Source organism: Pseudomonas sp. HMSC076A11, from assembly GCF_001810205.1.
Classification (GTDB): domain Bacteria; phylum Pseudomonadota; class Gammaproteobacteria; order Pseudomonadales; family Pseudomonadaceae; genus Pseudomonas; species Pseudomonas aeruginosa.
Window position 1 is genome coordinate 37,605 of sequence record NZ_KV800311.1, and the last position, 23,058, is coordinate 60,662.

Consider the following 23,058-nt stretch of genomic DNA (forward strand, 5'->3'; position numbering starts at 1 on the left):
TGCTGGCGCTCAACGCGGCCATCGAGGCGGCCCGTGCCGGCGAGGCCGGACGTGGCTTCGCGGTGGTCGCCGACGAAGTGCGGGCGCTGGCCAGCCGCACCCAGCAGAGCACCCAGGAAATCCAGGGCATGATCGATCGCCTGCAGCAGGGCACCAACGCCGCGGTCGACGCCATGCGCCGTTCCGGCGAGGCCGGCGAGGGCACCAGCAACCAGGCCAACCAGGCCGGCGATTCGCTGGACGCCATCGCCCAGTTGATTGCCACCATCAACGCGATGAACGCGCAGATCGCCAGCGCCGCCGAGGAACAGACCGCGGTGGCCGAGGAGATCAACCGCAGCGTGCACCAGATCGCCGGCGCGGTGGACAGCGTCGCCGACGAGGCCCAGCAGGGCGCGCAGACCGCCCGCAGCCTGGCGCAACTGGGCCAGGGCCTGGGCCGGCTGGTCGGTCAGTTCCGCATCTGACCCTTCCCCCGCGCGACCGCTGCCGGCAAAAGAGCCAGCCGGCAGTGGTGCGCCACAGAGCCTTCCTGTCATTATTCGGCGGAGTCGGCCGGCAGTCGTGAACGATCCACGTCCGCCGGCTGACTAATGCTTTGCTTCCCACTGCCAGATGGATTGGACATGCTCGACACGAAACTGGAATCCCGGACTTTTCTCCTGTTGCTGGCGGTGGTCACGCTCGCCTTCGGCTGGCTCTTGCTGCCGTTCTACGGCGCGGTGTTCTGGGGCACCATCCTGGCGATCATCTTCGCCCCGGTGCAACGCCGCCTGCAGGTGCGCCTGAGGGATAGGAAGAACCTCGCCGCGCTGATCACCCTGCTGATCTGCGTGCTGATCGTGATCATCCCGGTGATCTTCATCGCCGGTTCGCTGGTGCAGGAAGGCGCGAGCGTCTACCAGCGGGTCAAGTCCGGCGAACTGAACTTCGCCGCCTACCTGCAGCAGGCGGTGGCCGCCTTGCCGCCATCGGTGCACCAGTGGCTGGAGCGCTTCGACCTGGCCAATCTCTCGAGCCTGCAGGAGAAGCTCTCCTCGGTGGCGATGCAGGCCAGCCAGGTGGTGGCGACCAAGGCGTTCAGCATCGGCCAGAACACCCTCGACTTCGTCATCAGCTTCGGCATCATGCTCTACCTGCTGTTCTTCCTCCTTCGCGACGGTCGCGTGCTCGGCCGGCGGATCAAGCAGGCGGTGCCGCTGAGCCAGGAACACAAGCACCACCTGTTCGCCAAGTTCACCACGGTGATCCGCGCCACGGTGAAGGGCAACATCGCCGTGGCTGCCACCCAGGGCGCTCTCGGCGGCCTGATCTTCTGGGTGCTGGGCATCGAGGGCGCCTTGCTCTGGGGCACCCTGATGGCCTTCCTGTCGCTGCTGCCGGCCATCGGTGCGGCGCTGATCTGGGCGCCGGTGGCGGCCTACTTCCTGCTCACCGGGGCGATCTGGCAGGGTGTAGTGCTGATCCTGTTCTGCGTGGTGGTGATCGGCCTGGTGGACAACATCCTGCGCCCGATCCTGGTCGGCAAGGACACCAAGATGCCGGACTACGTGGTGCTGATCTCCACCCTCGGCGGCATGGCCCTGTTCGGCCTCAACGGCTTCGTCATCGGCCCGCTGATCGCCGCGCTGTTCATGGCCAGTTGGGACCTGTTCACTGGTCGCGAGGAGGAACCACAGGCCTGAGTCGCGCCCGTGGCAGACAAGCCCCGCGAATGCGGGGCTTGTTCGTTTCAGGCCTTGAAGCATCATGGACGGCGCTGTCGTGGCTGAGCCGCTCCAGGCAGTGCCTGGGGCCTTCGGCTAACAGTGCGTCGAACCCGGTACATCGCGACCGTTGCGCAACTGGACATGGAGCAGCGCTTGCCGGCACTCCTCAGGGCTCGCCGCTGTCAACCGGCGGCGGACCTCGGCTTGAGCGCGCAGGTGGCGAGGAAGGTCGGCACGAAGCGGTCGATGACGAAGCGCGGGTGCGGTTGCCAGTCTTCGTAGAAATCCTGCAGCAGCAGGCCGGCGGCGAGCTGGCCGGCGATCTGCTGGGTCAGGCTATGGCCGAACACCAGGGCTTCGCCTTTCTCGCGCTTTGCCGCGAGGGCTTCGGCGGAGAGGCTTTCCAGGTCGGAGTAGGGCAGGCGATGTCGCGGTCGGATCAGGCCCTGCTCTGCCAGTTCCGGCGAGCGGTCCTCGATGAACAGCGCCGGGTTGTAGAAGCTCGCCAGCAGCTTGCCGCCCGGCCGCAGCACCCGCGCGCATTCGCGCCAGACCGGCAGGACATCGTCGACGTAGAGATTGGAGATGGGATTGAAGACCAGGTCGAAGGAGGCATCGGCGAAGGTCGAGAGGTCGCGCATGTCGCCCTGCACGCAGGCCAGTTCGAGGCGGTCGCGGGCGGCGACCTGGCGGTCCTTGTCCAGCTGTCCCGCCGAGGCGTCGAACAGCGTGACCCGTGCGCCGGCGGCGGCAAGGATCGGCGCCTGCTGGCCGCCGGCCGAGGCCAGGCAGAGGATCTCGCGGCCGCGTACGTCGCCCAGCCAGTGAGCGGGTAACGCGCCCGGGGTCAGCTTCACCGCCCAGTCGCCGCGGCGTGCGGCGGCGACCTCTTCGGCGCTGACCGGTCGCGACCATTCGCAGTCACGGGCGGCCTGGGCGTCCCAACTGGCGCTGTTGTGTCGCAGGACGTCGATATCGTGGAAGGTGGGCATGAGGCCTCCGGGTTCATCCATGGAGCGCGGAGCATGCCACGGCAGCGGGGCAGGGTGCGTGGGGCGGGCCAAAGAAAAACCCCGCCGAGGCGGGGTTTTCGTGGAGCGGGCGACTCAGCCGGCGAGGGCCAGGCCGGAATGCTGGAGGATTTCCAGCAGCGGCTGCGGGTAGACGCCGAGGAAGAACGCCAGCAGGGCGATGGCCACCAGCATGATGCCGCCGGCGCGCTGGCCCCAGTTGAACGGTGCGTCGTGCTGGCGGATGCCGGGCTCGACCAGGAACAGGGTGACCATGACCCGCAGGTAGTAGTACAGGCCGATGGCGCTGCCCAGCACCAGGGCGCCGATCAGCCACCACAGGTGCGACTCGACGCCGACCGCGATCACGTAGAACTTGCCGATGAAGCCGGCGGTCAGCGGGATGCCTGCCAGCGACAGCATCATCACGGTCATCACCGCGGTCAGTACCGGCCGGCGCCAGAACAGGCCGCGGTACTCGAACAGCGCATCGGCGTCGCGGCCGCTGTACGGGGTGGACATCAGGGTAATCACGCCGAACGCGCCGAGGGAGGTCAGTACGTAGGTGGCCAGGTAGACGCCGACCGCTTCCACGGCCATGCCCTTGCTGGCGATCAGGGCGACCAGCAGGTAGCCCAGGTGGGCGATGGACGAGTAGCCGAGCAGGCGCTTGATGTTGCTCTGGGTCAGTGCCAGCAGGTTGCCGAAGAGGATCGAGGCGACCGCGATGACGCTCAGGGAGATGTTCAGCAGTTGGTTGTCCAGGGCCGCAGGGGCGATCTGGAACAGCCGCAGCAGCACGGCGAACACCGCGACCTTGCTGGCGGTGGCGAGGAACGCCGAGACCGGCGCCGGGGCGCCTTCGTAGACATCCGGGGTCCACAGGTGGAAGGGCACCAGCGACAGCTTGAAGCCCAGGCCGACCAGCATCATGCCTACGCCAACGCTGACCAGCGGACCGCTCAGCACGTGCTCGGCGACCTTGGCGCCAAGGCCGGCGAAGCCCAGGGTACCGGACTCGGCGTAGAGCAGGGCCATGCCGAACAGCAGGAAGGCGGAGCCGGCGGCCGAGAGCACGGTGTACTTGATGCCGGCTTCCAGCGAGCGCTTGTTGAAGAAGGCGTAGGCGACCATCCCGTAGACCGGGACCGAGAGCAGCTCCAGGCCGATGAACAGGCTGGCCAGGTGCTGCGCGCTGACCAGCACCAGGCCGCCGGCGGTGGCCAGCAGCAGGAGCAGGTACAGCTCTTCGCGGTTACCCGGATAGCTTTCCATGTAGGCGTGGGCGAGGGTCACGCAGGCCAGGGCGGAGACCAGCACCAGGGCCATGTAGAAGCAGGCGTAGTTGTCCACCAGCACCAGCGGTGTCACCTCGATCGGGGTGACGCCGAGGACCGGCAGCAGCGACAGCAGGGCCAGGTTGAGGCCGATCACCGAGAGGGTGGCGGTGAACGAGTGATTGCGTTTCCAGGCTACCGCCAGCATCACCACCACCAGGGTGGCGCTGGTGATCAGCAGTGGCAGGAGCGCGATGAAGTGTTGGATCGTAAAGGTCATTTCGCGACTACCGTCCTGCAAGGGTGGAAAGGGCTGCGCCCAGCCATTGCTGCACGCCGTGCATGCTGGCCGCGGAGATGTCCAGCACTGGCTGCGGGTAGACCCCGAGCAGGACCAGCAGGACCGCCAGGCCGAGCACCATGCTCAGTTCGCGGGCATCGAGGCCGAGGATCGGCTCGTCGGACTGGCTGGGGCCGAAGTAGGCGCGGTGGATCATGATCAGCGAGTAGACCGAGGCGAAGACCAGGCCGAAGGTGGCGATCACGATGATCACCGGGACCACCTTGAAGGCGCCGATCAGGATCAGGAACTCCCCGACGAAGTTGCCGGTACCGGGCAGGCCCAGCGACGCCGAGGCGAAGAACAGGCTGATCGCCGGCAGGTAGGGCATGCGCGACCACAGGCCGCCCATCTTGCGCATGTCGCGGGTATGCAGGCGCTCGTAGAGCTGGCCGCAGAGGATGAACAGCGCCGCGGCGGAGAGGCCGTGGGCGATCATCTGCACCACCACGCCCTGCAGCGCTACCTGGCTGCCGGAGTAGATGCCGATCATCACGAAGCCCATGTGCGAAACGCTGGAGTAGGCGACCAGGCGCTTGATGTCGGTCTGCGCGAAGGACAGCAGGGCACCGTAGAAGATGCCGATGATGCCGAGCCACATGGCGATCGGCGCGAATTCCGCCGAGGCGTTGGGGAACAGCGGCAGGGCGAAGCGGATCAGGCCGTAGGCGGCGGTCTTCAGGAGGATGCCGGCGAGGTCCACGGAGCCGGCGGTGGGCGCCTGGGCGTGGGCGTCCGGCAGCCAGGAATGCACCGGCACCACCGGCATCTTCACCGCGAAGGCGACGAAGAAGCCGAGCATCAGCAGCCATTCCACGTGGGGGCTCAGCTGGGTCTTCAGCAGGGTGGCGTAGTCGAAGGTGATCACGCCGGTGGCATTGAAGTTGACGAACACCAGGCCGAGGATCGCCACCAGCATCACCAGGCCGCTGGCCTGGGTGAAGATGAAGAACTTGGTGGCGGCGTAGATGCGGGTCTTCTTGCCGTCATCGGAACTGTGTCCCCACAGCGCGATGAGGAAGTACATCGGCACCAGCATCATTTCCCAGAAGAAGAAGAACAGGAACAGGTCGATGGCGAGGAACACGCCGATCACACCGCCCAGGATCCACAGCAGGTTCAGATGGAAGAAGCCGATGCGGCGCTGGATCTCGTTCCAGGAGCAGAGGACCGAGAGCACGCCGAGCAGGCCGGTGAGGGCGACCATCAGCAGCGACAGGCCATCCATCGCCAGGTGGACGCTGATGCCGAGACGCTCGATCCACAGCACCTTGAATTGCAGGGTCCATTCCGGCTCGCCGCCGGGCGCGGGCGCCAGCTGGAAGTCGCCGGTGGCCCAGATCCACAGGCTCAGGATCAGGACCAGGGTCATCGAAAGCAGCGCGATCCAGCGGGGCAGGGTCTTGCTGCTGTGTTCGGCGATCCAGCAGAGGAAACCGCCGATGAAGGGGATCAGGATTAGCCAGGGCAGAATCATGACAGGCTCAGTCTCTCCGTGAATTCGTTAGGCCAGCAGCAGCGCGCCGAGCAGGATGGCGGCGCCACCCACCAGGGAAGCGGCGTACCAGCGCAGGCGGCCGTTCTCGGTGAGGCTGAGGAGGTTGTGTCCGCCGCGCACGCTGAACGGAACGACGCCCAGGGTACGGTCGATGGGGTCGCGCCCCAGCAATTGGCAGAGCAGCAGGTAGGGTTTCACGAACAGCTTGTCGTACAGCCAGTCGAAGCCCCAGGCGTGGTACCACCAGGTACCGAAGAAGCGACCCGGGGCGCTCTTCGCCAGGGCGCTGACGAAGCGGCGCTGGCCGAGGAACAGCAGGCCGGCCAGCAGGATGCCGGCGATGGCGATGGCGCCCGAGGCCAGTTCCAGGCTGTGCTTGGCTTCGCCACCGGCGTGGCCGACGCTTTCCGGCAGGACGCCGGCCAGCGGCGGGGTGATCAGGGCGCCGACGAAGGTCGACAGGACGATCAGCACGCTGAGCGGCAACCAGTGGGAAATCCCGTGGCCGGCGTGGGCTTCGGTCTTCGGCTCGCCGTGGAAGGCGACGAAGATCAGGCGGAAGGTGTAGATCGAGGTCAGGAACGCACCCACCAGGCCGGCGATCAGCAGTTCGCGATGGCCGCTGGCGAAGGCCTCCCAGAGGATCTCGTCCTTGGAGTAGAAGCCCGCGGTGAGGAAGGGCAGGGCGGCCAGCGCCGCACCGCCGACCACGAAGCTGGCGTAGGCCAGCGGCAGCTTCTTCCACAAGCCGCCCATCTTGAAGATGTTCTGCTCGTGGTGGCAGGCGATGATCACCGCGCCCGAGGCGAGGAACAGCAGGGCCTTGAAGAAGGCGTGGGTCATCAGGTGGAAGATCGCCGCGTCCCAGGCGCCGACGCCGAGGGCGAGGAACATGTAGCCGATCTGGCTCATGGTCGAGTAGGCGAGGATGCGCTTGATATCGGTCTGCACCAGGGCGGCGAAGCCGGCCAGGACCAGGGTCACCGCGCCGACGATGCCGACCAGTTCGAGGATGTCCGGGGCCAGGGTGAACAGGCCGTGGCAACGGGCGATCAGGTAGACGCCGGCGGTCACCATGGTGGCGGCGTGGATCAGCGCGGAGACCGGGGTCGGGCCGGCCATGGCGTCGGCCAGCCAGGTCTGCAGCGGCAGCTGGGCGGACTTGCCGACCGCGCCGCCGAGCAGGGCCAGGGTCGCCAGGGTCAGCCAGAGGTTGCCTTCCGGGAACTTCTGCGGCGCCAGCACCAGCAGCTCCTGGATGTTCAGGGTGCCGAACTGCTGGAACAGGATGAACAGGCCGAAGGCCATGAACACGTCGCCGACGCGGGTGACGATGAATGCCTTGAGCGCCGCGTTACCGTTGTTGCGATTGCTGTAGTAGAAGCCGATCAGCAGGTAGCTGCACAGGCCCACGCCTTCCCAGCCGAAGTAGAGGAACAGCAGGTTGTCGCCCAGCACCAGGAACAGCATGCTGGCGATGAACAGGTTGGTGTAGGCGAAGAAGCGCGAATAGCCGGCTTCGCCACGCATGTACCAGGAGGCGAACAGGTGGATCAGGAAGCCGACGCCGGTAACCACGCCGAGCATGGTTACCGAGAGGCCGTCCAGGTACAGGGTGAAGTTGGTGCTGAAGTCGCCGGCCGCCATCCACTGCCACAGCACCAGGCTGTAGGCGCCGCCTTCCGGCGGACTGCTGTGGAAGCTGAAGATGGCCCAGGCCGCGCTCAGGGCGGAGAGGCCGACCGAGCCGACGCCGACCAGCGCCGAAAGGTTTTCCGACCACCTGCCGCGGGAGAACGACAGCAGCAGGAAGCCGACCAGGGGGAACAGGAAGGTAAGAGGTAGAAGGTTCATCCGCGCATCTCGCTGGCAGCGTCGATATCGAGGGTGTGGAAGCGGCGATACAGTTGCAGCAGGATCGCCAGGCCGATGCTCGCTTCGGCGGCCGCGAGGCTCAGCACCAGGATGAACATCACCTGGCCGTCGGGTTGGCCCCAGCGGCTGCCGGCGACCACGAAGGCGAGGGCGGCGGCGTTCATCATCACTTCCAGGCTCATCAGTACGAACAGGATGTTGCGTCGCACCATCAAGCCGACCAGTCCGAGGGCGAACAGGACGCTGGCGAGGGCCAGGCCGTGTTCCAGTGGTATTGCGTTCATAGCGTTACGTTCCCTTGGGGCGGGCGCAGGGCGCCCGCCGAACCTTTATTGTTTTGCGTCTTGACGACCCAGGTGATAGGCAGCGACCAGGGCCGCGAGCAACAGCATGGAGGCCAGTTCGACCACCAGCAGGTACGGGCCGTAGAGGCTGATGCCGACCGCCTTGGCGTCTACCGTGGTATGGCCGATGCCGGCACCGCTCGGGGTGCGGGCGAGGACCACCAGCAGTTCCACCAGCAGGACCAGGGCCAGGGCCGAAGGCCCGACCCAGATGCCGGGCGTGAGCCACTTGCGCTCCTGCTCGACCACGGCCGGGCCGAGGTTGAGCATCATCACCACGAAGACGAACAGAACCATGATGGCGCCAGCGTAGACGATGATCTCCAGGGCGCCGGCGAAGGGTGCGCCGAGGCTGAAGAAGGTCATCGAGATGGCCAGCAGGGAAATGATCAGGTAGAGCAGGGCATGCACCGGGTTGCTGTTGGTGATGACCCGCAGCGTGGCCAGTACGGCGACGCCAGCAGCGAAATAGAAAGCGAATTCCACGCGACGTCTCCTTATGGCAGCAGGCTTTTCACGTTGATCGGTTCGGCTTCGTTCTGCGCGGCGCCTTTCGGCTTGCCGGCGATCGCCATCCCCGCAACGCGGTAGTAGTTGTAGTCCGGGTTCTTGCCCGGGCCGGAGATCAGCAGGTCGTGCTTCTCGTAGACCAGGTCCTGGCGCTTGAACTCGCCCATCTCGAAGTCCGGGGTGAGCTGGATCGCGGTGGTCGGGCAGGCTTCCTCGCACAGGCCGCAGAAGATGCAGCGCGAGAAGTTGATGCGGAAGAACTCCGGATACCAGCGACCGTCCTCGGTCTCGGCCTTCTGCAGGGAGATGCAGCCAACCGGACAGGCCACGGCGCACAGGTTGCAGGCTACGCAGCGTTCCTCGCCGTCGGGGTCGCGGGTCAGGACGATCCGGCCACGATAGCGCGGCGGCAGGTAGACCGGCTCTTCGGGGTATTGCAGGGTGTCGCGCTTGCGGAAGGCATGGCCGAAGATCATCACCAGGCTGCGAAGCTGGGTGAAGGTGCCATGCACGACGTTGATGATTTCTTTGATCACGGTGGTTCTCCTTACTGGGCCGCGGCCAGCACGAGCGCGCCGGTCACCAGCAGGTTGATCAGGGTCAGCGGCAGGCACACCTTCCAGCTGAACGCCATCACCTGGTCATAGCGCGGACGCGGCAGCGAGGCGCGGATCAGGATGAAGAGCATGATGAAGAAGCCGGTCTTGGCGGCGAAGTAGAAGAACGACAGCCAGGGCAGGGTGTCCAGGAACGGACCGTGCCAGCCGCCGAAGAACAGGGTCGCCAGCAGCGCCGAGACCAGCACGATGCCGATGTACTCGCCGACGAAGAACATGCCCCATTTCATCCCGGCGTACTCGATGTGGTAGCCGTCCGCCAGTTCCTGCTCCGCTTCCGGCTGGTCGAACGGGTGACGGTGGGTCACGGCGACGCCGGCGATGATGAAGGTGCAGAAGCCGAAGAACTGCGGAATGATGAACCAGACGTTGTCGATCTGGTACTGGACGATGTCGCGCATGTTGAACGAGCCGACCTGGGCGACGATGCCCATCAGCGACAGGGCCAGGAACACCTCGTAGGAGATGGTCTGGGCCGAGGCGCGCAGGCTGCCGAGCAGGGCGAACTTGTTGTTGCTCGACCAGCCGGCGAACAGCACGGCGTACACCGTCAGGCCGGCCATGGCGAAGAAGAACAGGATGCCGATGTTCAGGTCCGCCACGCCCCAGGTGGGGGTGATCGGCACGATGGCGAAGGCGACGAGCAGGGCGCCCATCGCGATCACCGGGGCCAGGGTGAAGATCATCTTGTCGGCGAACGGCGGGGTCCAGTCCTCCTTGAAGAACATCTTGACCATGTCCGCGCCGAGCTGGAACGCACCGAACGGACCGACCCGGTTGGGGCCGTAGCGGTCCTGCCAGAGGCCGAGCAGGCGGCGCTCGACCCAGCTGAGCAGGGCGCCGCAGATGACCACGGCGAGCAGCACCACGATGGCCTTGACCACGGTGAGGATGATGGTGACCAGAGCGGGAGTCAGCCAACTCATTGTGCAGCCTCCTGCAGACCTTCCACGGAGCAGCCGGCGATCGCCGCCGGGATGCCGGCGAAGCCGACCGGCAGGCCGATCAGGCCGGCGCCGAGTTGTTCATCGATGCGCAGCGGCAGGCGCAGGGCCTGGCCCTTGAGCTGGAAGCCGAGGGTCGCGCCGTCGTTGACGCCGAGGCGGTCCGCGTCTTCCTTGGACAGGGCGACGTAGGTCTCCGGGATGCGCTGCTGGATCGGCGCGGCCCGCGAGCTGTTTTCCTCGCTACCGAACAGGTGGTACAGCGGCACTACCTTCCAGCTGTCGGCCTTGGCGCTGAACGGCACCGGCACGGCCTGGAACCAGTCGAGGCCTTCGCCCTTCGGTTCGATCAGGCGCACGCCGGGGTCGCCGGCGCGCAGGTGGCCGCCGACCTCGTCCTGGAACTTGTTCCAGGCCTGCGGCGAGTTCCAGCCCGGCGACCAGGCGAACGGGATCTGCTGACGGTCTTCCTGGCTGCCGGAGTAGCCTTCCATGGAGAAGGCGAACGCCGAGTCGATGTCCTGCGGGGTGCGCGGCTCGTGCACGCTGATGTTGGCGCGCATGGCGGTGCGCCCGCTGTAGCGGTGCGGTTCGCGGGCCAGCTTGAGGCCCTTGATGCGGAACGAGGCGGCCGGTGCGGCGTCGCGGATACCGGCCAGGATCGGCTTGGCCTCGGCCACGGCTTCGGTGACGTGGTCCAGCTGGGTCCAGTCGACGCGCTTGCCTTGCAGGGTGCTGTGGATCGCATGCAGCCAGCGCCAGCCCTCGCGGACCATGTTCTTGGCGTCGTAGTAGGTCGGGTCGAACACCTGGAAGAAGCGCTGGGCGCGGCCTTCCTGGCTGACCAGGGTGCCGTCGCCTTCGGCGAAGCTGGCCGCCGGCAGCACCAGGTGCGCCTTGGCGGTGGTGGCGGTCTGCTGGTGATCGGCGACGATCACCACCCTGGCCGCCGCCAGGGCTGCGTCGACACGGGCGGCGTCGGTGCGGCGGTAGAGATCGTTCTCCAGCACCACCACGGCGTCGGCCTGTCCGGAGGTCAGTCGCTCGAGCGCGGCTTCCACGGAGTCGCCGCCGAAGAGCGCCAGGCCGAGGCTGTTGGCTTCGCCGACCACCAGGCTGATGGAACCGTTCTTCTCGCGCTGCTTGAGGGCCTTGGCGATGTTCGCCGCGGCTTCGATCAATGCCTTGTTGCCCAGCGAGTTGCCGGACACCACCAGCGGACGCTTGGCCGCCAGCAGGGCATCGGCGATGCGCTGGGCGAAGGCCTGGGCCTGCGGGTCGAGGTCGGCCACGGCTGGAGCGCTCGGGTCGATCGCGTGGGCCACGGCGAAGCCGAGGCGGGCGAGGTCGTCCGGTGCGGCGTGGACGGTTTCCTCGGCCACGTCGTCGAGGCGGGTCGCGCTGACGCTGGCGATGAACAGCGGGTTCTGCGCGTGCTGGGCGATGTTCTTCACCGCGGCGTCGAGCCACGGCTGGACCTTCATGTCGGCGGCCATCTCGACGGCCTTGCCCTTCACCGACTGGCGCAGGGCCAGGGCGATGCGGGCGGCGGTCTGGGTCAGGTCCTCGCCGAGGACGAAGACCGCGTCGTGGTCCTCGATGTCGCGGATGCTCGGCACCGGCAGCGGGCCTTCCTGCATGACCTGCAGGATCAGGCGCAGGCGGTCGAGCTCGCCTTCGTTGATGCCGCTGTAGAAGTTGCCTTCGCCAACCAGCTCGCGCAGGGCGAAGTTGCTTTCCAGGCTGGCGCGCGGCGAACCGATGCCGACCACCTTGCGCTCCTTCAGCAGGGCGGCGGCCTGGTCGAGGGCGCCGTCCAGGCTCAGCTTCTGCTTGCTCAGCACCAGCAGCGGCTGGCGCGGACGGTCTTCGCGGTTGACGTAGCCGTAGCCGAAGCGACCGCGGTCGCAGAGGAAGTAGTGGTTGACCGAGCCGTTGTAGCGGTTCTCGATGCGGCGGATCTCGCCGTAGCGCTCGCCGGGGCTGATGTTGCAGCCGCTGGAGCAGCCGTGGCAGATGCTCGGGGCGAACTGCATGTCCCACTTGCGGTTGTAGCGCTCGGAGTGGGTCTTGTCGGTGAACACGCCGGTGGGGCAGACCTCGGTGAGGTTGCCGGAGAACTCGCTTTCCAGCACGCCGTCCTCGACCCGTCCGAAGTAGACGTTGTCGTGGGCGCCGTAGACGCCGAGGTCGGTGCCGCCGGCGTAGTCCTTGTAGTAGCGCACGCAGCGGTAGCAGGCGATGCAGCGGTTCATCTCGTGGGCGATGAACGGGCCGAGTTCCTGGTTCTGGTGGGTGCGCTTGGTGAAGCGGTACCGGCGCTCGTTGTGGCCGGTCATCACCGTCATGTCCTGCAGGTGGCAGTGACCGCCTTCCTCGCACACCGGGCAGTCGTGCGGGTGGTTGGTCATCAGCCATTCGACGACGCTGGCGCGGAACTGCTTGGCCTCTTCGTCTTCGATGGAGATCCAGGTGTTGTCGGTGGCGGGGGTCATGCAGGACATGACGAGGCGACCACGCTTGTCGTTCTCGTCGGTGTACTGCTTCACCGCGCACTGGCGGCAGGCGCCGACGCTACCGAGCGCCGGGTGCCAGCAGAAGTAGGGAATGTCGAGACCGAGGGACAGACAGGCCTGCAGGAGGTTGTCTGCACCATCGACTTCGAGCGTCTTGCCGTCTACGTGGATAGTGGCCATGGTTCAAGTCTTCGTTGGCCCGTTGTCAGCGGGCGTGGCTAATAGAAACTCACGGTTCCGTCGGGCCTGCGACCGGGCCGCGGCACGACGACGAAACATCGCCGGACGGCTGGCCGTCCGGCTGCAAAGCATCAGGCGCCGACCGTTGCCGGGCGCGGCGCGGCCGAAGGCTGGCGGGAGATGCCCGCCTCGAATTCGGCACGGAAATACTTGAGGGCGCTGCCCAGCGGCTCGACGGCTCCCGGCGCGTGGGCGCAGAAGGTCTTGCCTGGGCCGAGGAAGTTGACCAGCTGCTCGAGGGTCTCGAGGTCGCCGGGCTGGCCTTCGCCCCGCTCCAGGGCGCGCAGCAGCTTCACGCTCCACGGCAGGCCATCGCGGCAGGGGGTGCACCAGCCGCAGGACTCGCGGGCGAAGAACTCTTCCATGTTGCGCAGCAGGGAAACCATGTTGATGCTGTCGTCCACCGCCATGGCCAGGCCGGTGCCCATCCGGGTGCCGACCTTGGCGATGCCGCCGGCGAACATCTGCGCATCCAGGTGCTCCGGGAGCAGGAAGCCGGTACCGGCGCCGCCGGGCTGCCAGGCCTTGAGCTGGAAGCCGTCGCGCATGCCGCCGGCGTAGTCCTCGAACAGCTCGCGGGCGCTGACGCCGAACGGCAGTTCCCACAGGCCGGGGTTCTTCACCTTGCCGGAGAAGCCCATCAGCTTGGTGCCCATGTCTTCGCTGCCGGGGCGGGCCAGGGTCTTGTACCAGTCCACGCCGTTGCCGACGATGGCCGGCACGTTGCACAGCGTCTCCACGTTGTTCACGCAGGTCGGCTTGCCCCAGACGCCGACGGCGGCAGGGAAGGGCGGCTTGGAACGCGGGTTGGCGCGGCGGCCTTCCAGCGAGTTGATCAGCGCGGTCTCTTCGCCGCAGATGTAGCGGCCGGCACCGGTGTGGACGAACAGCTCGAAATCGAAGCCGCTGCCGAGGATGTTCTTGCCGAGCAGGCCGGCGGCCTTGGCTTCGTCGATGGCGCGGTTGAGGTTGCGCGCCGCGTCGACGTATTCGCCGCGCAGGAAGATGTAGCCGCGGTAGGCCTTCAGCGCACGCGCGGAAATCAGCATGCCTTCCACCAGCAGGTGCGGCAGCTGCTCCATGAGCATGCGGTCCTTCCAGGTGTTCGGCTCCATCTCGTCCGCGTTGCACAGCAGGTAGCGGATGTTCAGCGACTCGTCCTTCGGCATCAGGCCCCACTTCACGCCGGTGGGGAAGCCCGCGCCGCCGCGGCCCTTGAGGCCGGAGTCCTTGACGGTCTGGACGATGTCGTCCTGGGCCATCTGGGTCAGCGCCTTGCGCGCCGCGGCGTAGCCGTCCTTGCTCTGGTATTCCTCGAGCCAGACGGGCTGGGCGTCTTCGCGCAGGCGCCAGGTCAGCGGATGGGTTTCCGCCGAACGCGTCATGCGGTTGGCCGGACCAATGGAGGTAAGGGTCATACGTAGGCCTCCAGCAGTTTGGCGACACCGTCGGGACGCACGTCGCCATGGGTGTCGTCGTCGATCATCAGCGCCGGGGCCTTGTCGCAGTTGCCCAGGCAGCAGACCGGGAGCAGGGTGAAGCGTCCGTCGGCGGTAGTCTGGCCGAGACCGATGCCGAGTTGCTTCTGGATCTCGCCGACCACCGACTCGTGGCCGCCGATGTAGCAGACCATGCTGTCGCAGACGCGGATGATGTGGCGGCCCACCGGCTGGCGGAATATCTGACTATAGAAGGTGGCGACGCCTTCGACGTCGCTGGCCGGGATCCCCAGCACCTCGCCGATCGCCGGGATGGCGCCGTCCGGCACCCAGCCGCGCTGCTTCTGGACGATCTTCAGGGCTTCGATGGACGCCGCGCGCGGGTCCTCGTAGTGATGCATTTCATGCTCGATGGACGAGCGCTCGGTTTCGCTGAGGACGAAACGGTCGGTCTGAATCAGGTTGCTCTGGCTCATGTCAGCGGTCCACGTCAGCCATAACGAAATCGATGCTACCCAGGTAGGCGATCAGGTCCGCGATCATGCTGCCGTTGATCACCGAGGGGATCTGTTGCAGGTGCGCGAAGCTGGGCGTCCGGATACGCGTGCGGTAGCTCATGGTGCTGCCGTCGCTGGTCAGGTAGTAGCTGTTGATACCCTTGGTCGCCTCGATCATCTGGAAGGCTTCGTTGGCCGGCATGACCGGGCCCCAGGAAACCTGCAGGAAGTGGGTGATCAGGGTTTCGATGTGTTGCAGCGTGCGTTCTTTCGGCGGCGGCGTGGTCAGCGGATGGTCGGCCTTGTACGGGCCTTCCGGCATGTTCTTCAGGCACTGTTCGATGATCCGCAGGCTCTGGCGCATCTCGCCCATCTTGACCATGCAGCGGTCGTAGGCGTCGCCGTTGTGGGCCAGCGGTACCTCGAACTCGAAGTTCTCGTAGCCGGAGTAGGGGCGGGCCTTGCGCAGGTCGAAGTCGCAACCGGTGGCGCGCAGGCCGGCGCCGGTGGTGCCCCACTCGAGGGCTTCCTTGGTGTTGTACTGGGCGACGCCGATGGTCCGGCCGCGCAGGATGCTGTTCTTCAGGGCCGCGGTCTCGTACTCGTCGAGGCGCTTGGGCATCCAGTCGAGGAACTCGCGGACCAGCTTGTCCCAGCCGCGCGGCAGGTCGTGGGCGACGCCGCCGATGCGGTACCAGGCCGGGTGCAGGCGGAAGCCGGTGATGGCCTCGACCACCTTGTAGGCGCGCTGGCGGTCGGTGAAGGTGAAGAACACCGGGGTCATGGCGCCGACGTCCTGGATATAGGTGCCCAGGTACAGCAGGTGGTTCAGGATGCGGAAGAACTCCGCCATCATGATCCGGATCACGTCGACCCGCTGCGGCACCTTGATCCCGGCGAGCTTCTCCACCGAGAGTACGTAGGGCAGGTTGTTCATCACCCCGCCGAGGTAGTCGATGCGGTCGGTGTAGGGGATGAAACTGTGCCAGGACTGGCGCTCGGCCATCTTCTCGGCGCCGCGGTGGTGGTAGCCGATCTCCGGGACGCAGTCGATGATCTCCTCGCCGTCCAGTTGCAGGATGATGCGGAACGCGCCGTGGGCGGACGGGTGGTTCGGGCCGAGGTTGAGGAACATGTAGTCCTCGTTCTCGCCGTGGCGCTTCATGCCCCAGTCTTCCGGCTTGAAGCGCAGGGCCTCCTGCTCCAGGTCCTGCTTGGCGGCGGACAGGGAGTAGGGATCGAACTCGGTGGCGCGCGCCGGGTAGTCCTTGCGCAGCGGATGGCCCTGCCAGGTCGGCGGCATCAGCATGCGGGTCAGGTGCGGGTGGCCGGTGAAGGTGATGCCGTACATGTCCCACACTTCGCGCTCGTACCAGTTGGCGTTGGGCCAGATACGGGTGGCGGTGGGCAGGTTGAGGTCGCGCTCGGACAAGGCGACCTTGATCATCACGTCACTATTACGCTCCAGCGACATCAGGTGGTAGAACACGCTGAAGTCGGCGCTCGGCAGGCCGCGGCGATGGGTGCGCAGCCGCTCGTCGACGCCGTGCAGGTCGTAGAGCATCACGTAGGGCTTGGGTACCTGACGGAGGAAGGTCAGGACTTCGATCAGTCTTTCGCGCGGGACCCAGAGCACCGGCATGCCGGTACGGGTGGGCTGGACGGTGAAGGTCTCGGCGCCAAAGCGGGAATTCAGTTCGACGACGATATCCTGGTCGTCTGCCTTGTAAGGCGGGATGTACAGAGCGGAGTCTGCAGTCATGGTCTCGGTCGCTTTCGGTCAACGGTGGGGTGAACGCGGCTGGTCTCGGCCGGCCAGCGGGGCTGGCCGGGAGTTCCGGATCACACTTCGTCGGGGCTGCGCAGGTTGGTCACCTGGATGCGCTGCTCGCGTTTCAGGTCTTTCTGGGCCGGCATTTCGGCGCGGTAGACCCCCTGGTCGCCAACGACCCAGGACAACGGGCGGCGCTCCTGGCCGATGGATTCCTGCAGCAGCATCAGGCCTTGCAGGAACGCCTCCGGACGGGGCGGGCAGCCGGGGATGTAGACGTCCACGGGGAGGAACTTGTCGACCCCCTGGACCACCGAATAGATGTCGTACATGCCGCCGGAATTGGCGCACGAGCCCATGGAGATGACCCACTTGGGTTCGAGCATCTGCTCGTAGAGGCGCTGGATGACCGGGGCCATCTTGATGAAGCAGGTGCCGGCGATGACCATGAAATCGGCCTGGCGCGGCGACGCCCGGATCACTTCGGCGCCGAAGCGGGCGATATCGTGCGGCGCGGTGAAGGCGGTGGTCATCTCCACGTAGCAGCACGACAGCCCGAAGTTATAGGGCCAGAGCGAGTTCTTGCGACCCCAGTTGACGGTGGAGTTCAGCACATCCTCGAGCTTGCCCATGAAGATGTTCTTGTGAACCTGGCCCTCGACCAGCGGGTCGGCTACGGTTTCCCGTTCGCCTATCGGGTATTGGTCGTTGGCCGCATCGGGATCGATCCGGGTAAGTTTGTATTGCATCGCCAAAGCCTCATTGTTTTAGCTTCGCCTGCCGCTTGCGACGGCTTTCGGGAGCCCAATCGAGCGCACCGATCCGCCAAAGATAGACAAGACCCGCCAACAGAATTGCTATGAAAATGGTTGCCTCGATCAGGCCGGCCCAGCCGCTTTCGCGAACCGACACCGACCAGGCGAAGAGGAAGAGGGCTTCGACGTCGAAGATCACGAAGAGCATCGCGACCAGATAGAATTTTGCCGAGAGACGCAGGCGTGCGCCTCCGGTGGGGACGATCCCGGATTCGAAGGGTTCGTTCTTGCTGCGACCAAATGCCTTGCTGCCAAGCAGGGACGAAACCCCTAGCATGAAGGCGAGAAGGCCAACGACCCCTAGAAGGAAGGCAGCGAATCCCCAGTGATGAGCTGCAAGTTCAGCTGGGTTTGGCATGCTGATACTCCTTCTGTACCGGATATATAAGATCGTGGGTTCTGGGCGCAATGCCCGACTTCTTGTGCAACCCGCTGCGTAGTGAGCTAAGGGTTGTATGTATCTTTCCGATTTTATGCCCAAAGCGCCGGACAAGTAAATTTTTCTAACACAAACAGACGCTTCTCTGCTTTTTCCAGCGCTTTGGTTAATCCCCGAAAGCCTCGTGAATGCTGTCTCTGCGAGAAATGGCGCGGCCTGGCTGGCTTTTGGTCGTATTGCCGCGAAGCGTGGGGGAGGGCTCTTTGCAAGACCTCAAACGATAATGAATATCGTTTGCAATGTCGCATCCGTATAACTTCGCTACATATATTCTTCGCCGCGTTACTATTGTTTACCCTTTTATTGGTAATTACTCGCGATCAATCCGTTATTGCATTAAACCGGGAATATTTTCCGGGCCGGGCGCATGGCGGTTTTTCTTCTTTCCGCACCATGACAACCCGGCTGTGGCGCCGCCTGGGGCTGCACCCGCGGTTCTTCGTGACGGATGCGAAGGCGCTGGGCAAGGTTTGCGGCGGTTCGCTTCGCAGCGCAGATGTAGTCGCTCTGGAGGTGCGCTACCTAGGGGCTGCGGTAGCGTCCCGGGGTTTCTTGCCGACCCAGGCCCAGACCATCTCGCAGGCGATCGGCTGGTTGCCGTTCTCGTCGCTGACTAACACCGCCACGCGGACCTCGCCCTTGTCCTGTTGCCGGATCTGCTCGATCTGTCCGGCCTCCAGCGTCGCGATGGCGGTCAGGTCGCCCTGGGCGCGCTTGAGATAGTCGATCTTCATGGTCTTGATCAGCGGCAGCTTGTCGTCCGGTACGTTCATTCCGACCAGGAAGCCGCTGGCCGACTCGGCGAGCAAGGCCATCGCCGCGGCATGGATACCTTTTATGTGGTTCTGCACCGGCCGACGGTTCTTCAGGCTGAGGATGGCGCGCTCCTGCCCCAGTTCATGGATGCGCACCCTCGCCGTGCCGGCGAAGCGCACCTGGGAGCCCAGCAGCAGCGTCAGGCTGCGGCTGCGCAGGCGGCGGGGGAGGAGGTTGATGGCGCCGACGGCGCGGCTGAGACGATTGCGCTTGGGCATGCTGGCGTCCTTCCATAGAGAGGGGAGCCTGCATTCCACCCGCTTTGCCCGGGCTTGCCCACGGCTGTAGCGGCGACCTGCGCCGGCATTCCGGCCAACGCAGGTCGTCGTGGCGCGTCAGAGCAGGCGTCGGCCGTCTTCGCGGGTGATCACCACGGTGGCCGAGCGTGGCCGGCGGCCCGGCCCGTCCGGCCAGGTGCTGAGGAGGTTATCGGCGGTCGAACCTTCCCCCGGGTGCTGGATGTTGATGAACAGCGTACGGAAGTCCGGCGTCGCGGCAATGCCGGTCACCTCGCAACCCAGCGGACCGGTGAGGAAACGCTTCAGTTCGCCGGTGCGCGGGTCGGCCACCAGCATCTGGTTGTTGCCGAACGGGCCGCTGCTCAACTGGCTGCCGCTCATGTCGGTCTGGATCCACAGGCGGCCTTCCGGGTCGAACCAGAGGCCGTCGGGGCTGGCCAGGATATTGTCCTGGTTCAGCGGCTTGCCGTCCGGGCCGCGGCTGTCTTCGCCGGGACCGGCGAGCATGAACAGGTCCCAGGTGAAGCGTTGCCCGGCATAGTCGCGGCTGCGTTCGCGCCAGCGGATGATATGGCCGTAGGCGTTCTTCACCCGTGGGTTGGCCGCGTCGGCGACGGTGCGCGACGTGTTGTTGGTGAGGGTGAAGTAGACGTCGCCGTTGTCCGGGTTGACCGCGCCCCACTCCGGGCGATCCATCTTGGTCGCGCCGAGGACATCGGCGGCCAGGCGGGTGTTGATCAGCACTTCGCCCTGGTCGGCGAAGCTCACCCCGGCCTTGCGACAGGCCGCGCGGAAGTTGCCGTCGGCGATGTCCAGCGGCAGCCACTGGCCGCTGCCATCGGCGTTGAAGCGGGCGACGTAGAGGGTGCCTTCGTCGAGCAGGCGAGCGTTGCTGCGACCCGGACGGAACTTGTCGCGGCTGACGTACTTGTAGATGTACTCGTTCTGCGAGTCGTCGCCGGAGTAGCAGACTACCTGGCGGCCCGGCTTGACCGGGGCGAAGACCAGGCCTTCGTGGGCGAAGCGGCCGAGAGCGGTGCGCTTGACCGGTACCGATTGCGGGTCGAACGGGTCGATCTCGACGATCCAGCCGAAGTTGTTCGGTTCGTTGCGGTAGTCGTCCTGGGCCTGTTTGCCCTTGCGGGTGGCGTCGAAGCGCTCGAACTCGTCGCCCGCCAGGGTCTCCCAGCCGAAACGGCTGGTATTGCGAATGCCGTAGCGGGTCAGTTCGCGCGGCAGTTCGCTGTCCTGGGTGGAGAAATAGCCGACCCAGTTCTCCTCGCAGGTGAGGTAGGTGCCCCAGGGGGTGAAACCGTTGGAACAGTTGTTATGGGTGCCGCGGGTGCGGGTGCCGTCCGGACTGTGGCGGGTGCGCAGCAGTTCGTGGCCGCGCGCCGGGCCGGCGATACGCATCGGCGTGGCGGCGGTGATCCGCCGATTGCGTTGCGACGGCACGACATTCCACTCGCCACGCACGTTGCGACGGATCTCCACGACGGAAACGCCATGGGCGTTGATTTCCTTGCGCACTTCATCGGCGACGGTGCGCTTGCCATCGACCACGGTCGGGCCATTGGTGTGCAGCAGCGGCGCGTCGATGTATTCATGGTTGAGCACCAGCAGGCCATGGTTGCTGATGTGTCCGCCGCCGAAGCCGAACTGCGCGTCGATCGGGAAGAAGTGCATGCCGTCGTGGTGCATGCCGATCTGTTCGGCCTGGTCCTGGGCGCTGTTGCTGGCGTCGTCGAGGAAGCCCGGATAACTGCCGCTGATCGGGGTGCCCCAGGGTATGAAGGGCGTCGCCTTGTAGCCGGCGGGCACCCGGATGGTATCGGCGCGGCCGCTGGCGATGGCTTCGAAGGGTAAGCGGTTGCGGCGTTTGAAAGGCAAGCCGCGCAGGCCTTCCGCGGCGGGCGCCTGCGCTTCGGCGGGAGCGGCGCTGGCGGGGAGCGCGACGCCGAGGAAGGCGAGGGCGCCGAGCGCCGCGCCGCCGGCCAGGACCTGGCGGCGGCCGAGGCCGGCGATCAGGTCGTTCATGTGTGGGTTGTTCGAATGGTTGCTGGGCAACTCGTCGCCATCACCGAACAGGATGGCATCTTTTTTCTCCAGGCTCACGGACGTGCTCCTTGTGGGCTGATCGACGGAGCATTGACGCTAACCGCTGAAAGCGACGGGACGATGACAGGCACTCGAGGCCTTTTGCCATGATCCGGAAATGAAAAACCCCGGCCGGAGCCGGGGTTTTCGCGAGGCGGGCCGGGCAGATCGTGGGCTGCCCGGCTGGCCCCTGTTCCTTAGTGGAACTGGTTCATGGTGTTGTCTTTGCCGCTGGCCTTCAGAGCGGCTTCGCCAGCGAAGTACTCTTTATGGTTGTCGCCGATGTCGGAGCCCGCCATGTTCTGGTGCTTGACGCAGGCGATGCCCTGGCGCAGTTCCTGGCGCTGCACGCCCTTCACGTAGGCCAGCATGCCTTCGTCGGCGAAGTAGCCCTTGGCCAGGTTGTCGGTGGACAGCGCGGCGGTGTGGTAGGTCGGCAGGGTGATCAGGTGGTGGAAGATGCCGGCGTGGGCCGAGCCATCGCGCTGGAAGGTGCGGATCTTCTCGTCGGCGACCTTGGCCAGCTCGGTGTCGTCGTACTCGACGCTCATCAGCTTGTTGCGGTCGTAGGCGGAAACGTCCTTGCCTTCGGCGACGAATGCATCGAACACCTGCTGGCGGAAGTTCAGGGTCCAGTTGAAGGACGGGCTGTTGTTGTAGACCAGCTTGGCGTTCGGAATCACTTCGCGGATGCGATCGACCATTGCCTTGATCTGGCCGACGTGCGGCTTCTCGGTTTCGATCCAGAGCAGGTCGGCGCCGTTCTGCAGCGACGTGATGCAGTCCAGGACGCAGCGATCTTCGCCGGTGCCCTTGCGGAACTGGAACAGGTTGGAAGCCAGGCGCTTCGGACGCAGCAGCTTGCCTTCGCGCTTGATCACGACGTCGCCGTTGCCCAGCTCGGCCTCGGAGATCTCTTCGCAATCCAGGAAGGAGTTGTACAGGTCGCCCAGGTCGCCCGGCTCGTTGGTCACGGCGATCTGCTTGGTCAGGCCGGCGCCCAGGGAGTCGGTACGGGCGACGATCACGCCATCGTCCACGCCCAGCTCGAGGAAGGCGTAGCGTACGGCATTGATCTTGGCGAGGAAGTCGATGTGCGGAACGGTGACCTTGCCGTCCTGGTGGCCGCACTGCTTCTCGTCGGACACCTGGTTCTCGATCTGGATGCAGCAGGCGCCGGCTTCGATCATCTTCTTGGCCAGCAGGTAGGTCGCCTCGGCGTTGCCGAAGCCGGCGTCGATGTCGGCGATGATCGGCACCACGTGGGTTTCGAAGTTGTCGATCTGGGCCAGCAGCTCGGCTTCCTTGGCCTTGTCGCCAGCGGCGCGGGCAGCGTCCAGGCCGGTGAACAGCAGGTCCAGCTCGCGGGCGTCAGCCTGGCGCAGGAAGGTGTACAGCTCTTCGATCAGGCCGGAAACCGCGGTTTTCTCGTGCATGGACTGGTCCGGCAGCGGGCCGAAGTCGGAGCGCAGCGCGGCGACCATCCAACCGGACAGGTAGAGGTAGCGCTTGTTGGTGGTCTTCAGGTGCTTCTTGATCGAGATCAGCTTCTGCTGCCCGATGAAGCCGTGCCAGCAACCCAGCGACTGGGTGTAGACGGAGGAGTCCGCATCGTATTCGGCCATGTCCTTGCGCATGATGGCCGCGGTGTACTTGGCGATATCCAGGCCGGTCTTGAAGCGGTTCTGGATACGCATGCGAGCTGCGTACTCGGGGTTGATCGCGCTCCAGCTGCTGCCGTTCTTCTCTTTCAGCGCGGCAACTGCCTTGATCTCGTTCTGATATGCGGACATGGTCAATCCTTCAAGAAATGTATTGGTTGAGCACCGACTGACCCACTCAAAACCTGCTGGTGAAGGTTGTCTTGCGGGTGGCTCACCGCTGCATGGCGAGAGAATGACCGTGGCGAAGAATGACGCCGAGGAGGGGGTGGAGACGAACAGTTCGCGGACCGTGCTTCTCGACTGGCTCAAGTGCCGTTCGGCTCGTGGTTGCCGGTGGGCGACTCGCTGTCGAGTCTTTCGATCTGGCTGATACGTAAACGCTTCCCCGTCCCTCAGGACAA

Annotated in this window: 19 protein-coding genes; 2 read left to right on the top strand and 17 right to left on the bottom strand. The window is 65.6% G+C overall.

Going from position 1 to position 23,058, the window contains the following annotated elements; genetic code table 11:
* Both HMPREF2716_RS16775 and HMPREF2716_RS16780 read left to right on the top strand, forming a co-directional pair.
* A partial coding sequence (locus HMPREF2716_RS16775; RefSeq protein ID WP_049263184.1) for a methyl-accepting chemotaxis protein occupies positions 1–467 on the top strand: 467 nt, incomplete at its 5' end.
* Positions 468–626: 159 nt separating this feature from the next.
* The gene (locus tag HMPREF2716_RS16780; RefSeq protein WP_003090487.1) at positions 627–1,685 is read left to right on the top strand and encodes an AI-2E family transporter; all 1,059 of its coding nucleotides are present in this window, start codon (positions 627–629) and stop codon (positions 1,683–1,685) included.
* A gap of 206 nt (positions 1,686–1,891) precedes the next feature.
* Here HMPREF2716_RS16780 and HMPREF2716_RS16785 read toward each other — a convergent pair whose 3' ends face one another.
* From HMPREF2716_RS16785 to HMPREF2716_RS16865, 17 genes are all read right to left on the bottom strand, one after another.
* Complete coding sequence (locus HMPREF2716_RS16785; protein WP_003122601.1) at positions 1,892–2,701, bottom strand: class I SAM-dependent methyltransferase; 810 nt, start codon at positions 2,699–2,701, stop codon at positions 1,892–1,894.
* Positions 2,702–2,815: 114 nt separating this feature from the next.
* Positions 2,816–4,276, bottom strand: coding sequence for an NADH-quinone oxidoreductase subunit NuoN (gene nuoN, locus HMPREF2716_RS16790; protein ID WP_003090482.1), 1,461 nt, complete (start codon positions 4,274–4,276; stop codon positions 2,816–2,818).
* A gap of 7 nt (positions 4,277–4,283) precedes the next feature.
* On the bottom strand, positions 4,284–5,813 hold the full coding sequence (gene nuoM, locus HMPREF2716_RS16795; protein WP_003090479.1) for an NADH-quinone oxidoreductase subunit M: 1,530 nt from the start codon (positions 5,811–5,813) through the stop codon (positions 4,284–4,286).
* A 27-nt stretch (positions 5,814–5,840) separates the two neighbouring features.
* Positions 5,841–7,688 carry an NADH-quinone oxidoreductase subunit L gene (gene nuoL / locus HMPREF2716_RS16800; RefSeq protein ID WP_023097491.1) on the bottom strand — a complete coding sequence of 616 codons (1,848 nt, stop codon included), beginning with the start codon at positions 7,686–7,688 and terminating at the stop codon, positions 5,841–5,843.
* Positions 7,685–7,993 (bottom strand): NADH-quinone oxidoreductase subunit NuoK, encoded by a 309-nt coding sequence (nuoK, locus tag HMPREF2716_RS16805; protein ID WP_003090475.1) that lies wholly within the window; start codon positions 7,991–7,993, stop codon positions 7,685–7,687. The genes nuoL and nuoK overlap by 4 nt, the downstream gene beginning before the upstream one ends.
* A gap of 45 nt (positions 7,994–8,038) precedes the next feature.
* Positions 8,039–8,539: an NADH-quinone oxidoreductase subunit J gene (gene nuoJ, locus HMPREF2716_RS16810; protein WP_003090473.1), complete on the bottom strand. Its 501-nt coding sequence runs from the start codon at positions 8,537–8,539 to the stop codon at positions 8,039–8,041.
* An 11-nt stretch (positions 8,540–8,550) separates the two neighbouring features.
* The gene (gene nuoI, locus HMPREF2716_RS16815) at positions 8,551–9,099 is read right to left on the bottom strand and encodes an NADH-quinone oxidoreductase subunit NuoI (RefSeq protein ID WP_003090467.1); all 549 of its coding nucleotides are present in this window, start codon (positions 9,097–9,099) and stop codon (positions 8,551–8,553) included.
* A gap of 11 nt (positions 9,100–9,110) precedes the next feature.
* Positions 9,111–10,106, bottom strand: a complete 996-nt coding sequence (nuoH, locus tag HMPREF2716_RS16820) for an NADH-quinone oxidoreductase subunit NuoH (protein ID WP_003090465.1) — start codon at positions 10,104–10,106, stop codon at positions 9,111–9,113.
* Entirely contained in the window at positions 10,103–12,820 is a 2,718-nt protein-coding gene (nuoG, locus tag HMPREF2716_RS16825; RefSeq protein ID WP_023097492.1) for an NADH-quinone oxidoreductase subunit NuoG, read from the bottom strand. Before nuoG ends, nuoH begins: the two co-directional genes overlap by 4 nt.
* 131 nt (positions 12,821–12,951) lie before the next feature.
* On the bottom strand, positions 12,952–14,298 hold the full coding sequence (gene nuoF / locus HMPREF2716_RS16830; RefSeq protein WP_003090462.1) for an NADH-quinone oxidoreductase subunit NuoF: 1,347 nt from the start codon (positions 14,296–14,298) through the stop codon (positions 12,952–12,954).
* Entirely contained in the window at positions 14,295–14,795 is a 501-nt protein-coding gene (gene nuoE, locus HMPREF2716_RS16835; RefSeq protein ID WP_003090460.1) for an NADH-quinone oxidoreductase subunit NuoE, read from the bottom strand. The genes nuoF and nuoE overlap by 4 nt, the downstream gene beginning before the upstream one ends.
* A gap of 1 nt (position 14,796) precedes the next feature.
* Positions 14,797–16,578, bottom strand: a complete 1,782-nt coding sequence (gene nuoC, locus HMPREF2716_RS16840) for an NADH-quinone oxidoreductase subunit C/D (protein ID WP_003090458.1) — start codon at positions 16,576–16,578, stop codon at positions 14,797–14,799.
* A gap of 80 nt (positions 16,579–16,658) precedes the next feature.
* A complete protein-coding gene (locus HMPREF2716_RS16845; protein WP_003090455.1) occupies positions 16,659–17,336 on the bottom strand; it encodes a NuoB/complex I 20 kDa subunit family protein in 678 nt (225 codons plus the stop codon).
* A 10-nt stretch (positions 17,337–17,346) separates the two neighbouring features.
* A complete protein-coding gene (locus tag HMPREF2716_RS16850) occupies positions 17,347–17,760 on the bottom strand; it encodes an NADH-quinone oxidoreductase subunit A (protein WP_003090452.1) in 414 nt (137 codons plus the stop codon).
* Positions 17,761–18,359: 599 nt separating this feature from the next.
* Positions 18,360–18,914: a DUF4442 domain-containing protein gene (locus HMPREF2716_RS16855; RefSeq protein WP_003119967.1), complete on the bottom strand. Its 555-nt coding sequence runs from the start codon at positions 18,912–18,914 to the stop codon at positions 18,360–18,362.
* 78 nt (positions 18,915–18,992) lie between these two features.
* On the bottom strand, positions 18,993–21,011 hold the full coding sequence (locus HMPREF2716_RS16860) for a PhoX family protein (protein ID WP_003108746.1): 2,019 nt from the start codon (positions 21,009–21,011) through the stop codon (positions 18,993–18,995).
* Positions 21,012–21,190: 179 nt separating this feature from the next.
* Positions 21,191–22,786, bottom strand: a complete 1,596-nt coding sequence (locus HMPREF2716_RS16865) for an isocitrate lyase (protein WP_003090447.1) — start codon at positions 22,784–22,786, stop codon at positions 21,191–21,193.
* Positions 22,787–23,058: the final 272 nt, after the last annotated feature.

Excerpts from the sequence above, each read along its gene's own strand:
- nuoH (WP_003090465.1), bottom strand. The coding sequence starts at position 10,106 with ATGAGTTGGCTGACTCCCGCTCTGGTCACCATCATCCTCACCGTGGTC.
- HMPREF2716_RS16785 (WP_003122601.1), bottom strand. The coding sequence starts at position 2,701 with ATGCCCACCTTCCACGATATCGACGTCCTGCGACACAACAGCGCCAGT.
- HMPREF2716_RS16850 (WP_003090452.1), bottom strand. The coding sequence starts at position 17,760 with ATGCCAAACCCAGCTGAACTTGCAGCTCATCACTGGGGATTCGCTGCC.
- nuoG (WP_023097492.1), bottom strand. The coding sequence starts at position 12,820 with ATGGCCACTATCCACGTAGACGGCAAGACGCTCGAAGTCGATGGTGCA.
- nuoF (WP_003090462.1), bottom strand. The coding sequence starts at position 14,298 with ATGACCCTTACCTCCATTGGTCCGGCCAACCGCATGACGCGTTCGGCG.
- nuoC (WP_003090458.1), bottom strand. The coding sequence starts at position 16,578 with ATGACTGCAGACTCCGCTCTGTACATCCCGCCTTACAAGGCAGACGAC.
- nuoE (WP_003090460.1), bottom strand. The coding sequence starts at position 14,795 with ATGAGCCAGAGCAACCTGATTCAGACCGACCGTTTCGTCCTCAGCGAA.
- nuoN (WP_003090482.1), bottom strand. The coding sequence starts at position 4,276 with ATGACCTTTACGATCCAACACTTCATCGCGCTCCTGCCACTGCTGATC.
- HMPREF2716_RS16780 (WP_003090487.1), top strand. The coding sequence starts at position 627 with ATGCTCGACACGAAACTGGAATCCCGGACTTTTCTCCTGTTGCTGGCG.
- HMPREF2716_RS16845 (WP_003090455.1), bottom strand. The coding sequence starts at position 17,336 with ATGCAATACAAACTTACCCGGATCGATCCCGATGCGGCCAACGACCAA.
- nuoL (WP_023097491.1), bottom strand. The coding sequence starts at position 7,688 with ATGAACCTTCTACCTCTTACCTTCCTGTTCCCCCTGGTCGGCTTCCTG.
- nuoK (WP_003090475.1), bottom strand. The coding sequence starts at position 7,993 with ATGAACGCAATACCACTGGAACACGGCCTGGCCCTCGCCAGCGTCCTG.
- HMPREF2716_RS16865 (WP_003090447.1), bottom strand. The coding sequence starts at position 22,786 with ATGTCCGCATATCAGAACGAGATCAAGGCAGTTGCCGCGCTGAAAGAG.
- nuoM (WP_003090479.1), bottom strand. The coding sequence starts at position 5,813 with ATGATTCTGCCCTGGCTAATCCTGATCCCCTTCATCGGCGGTTTCCTC.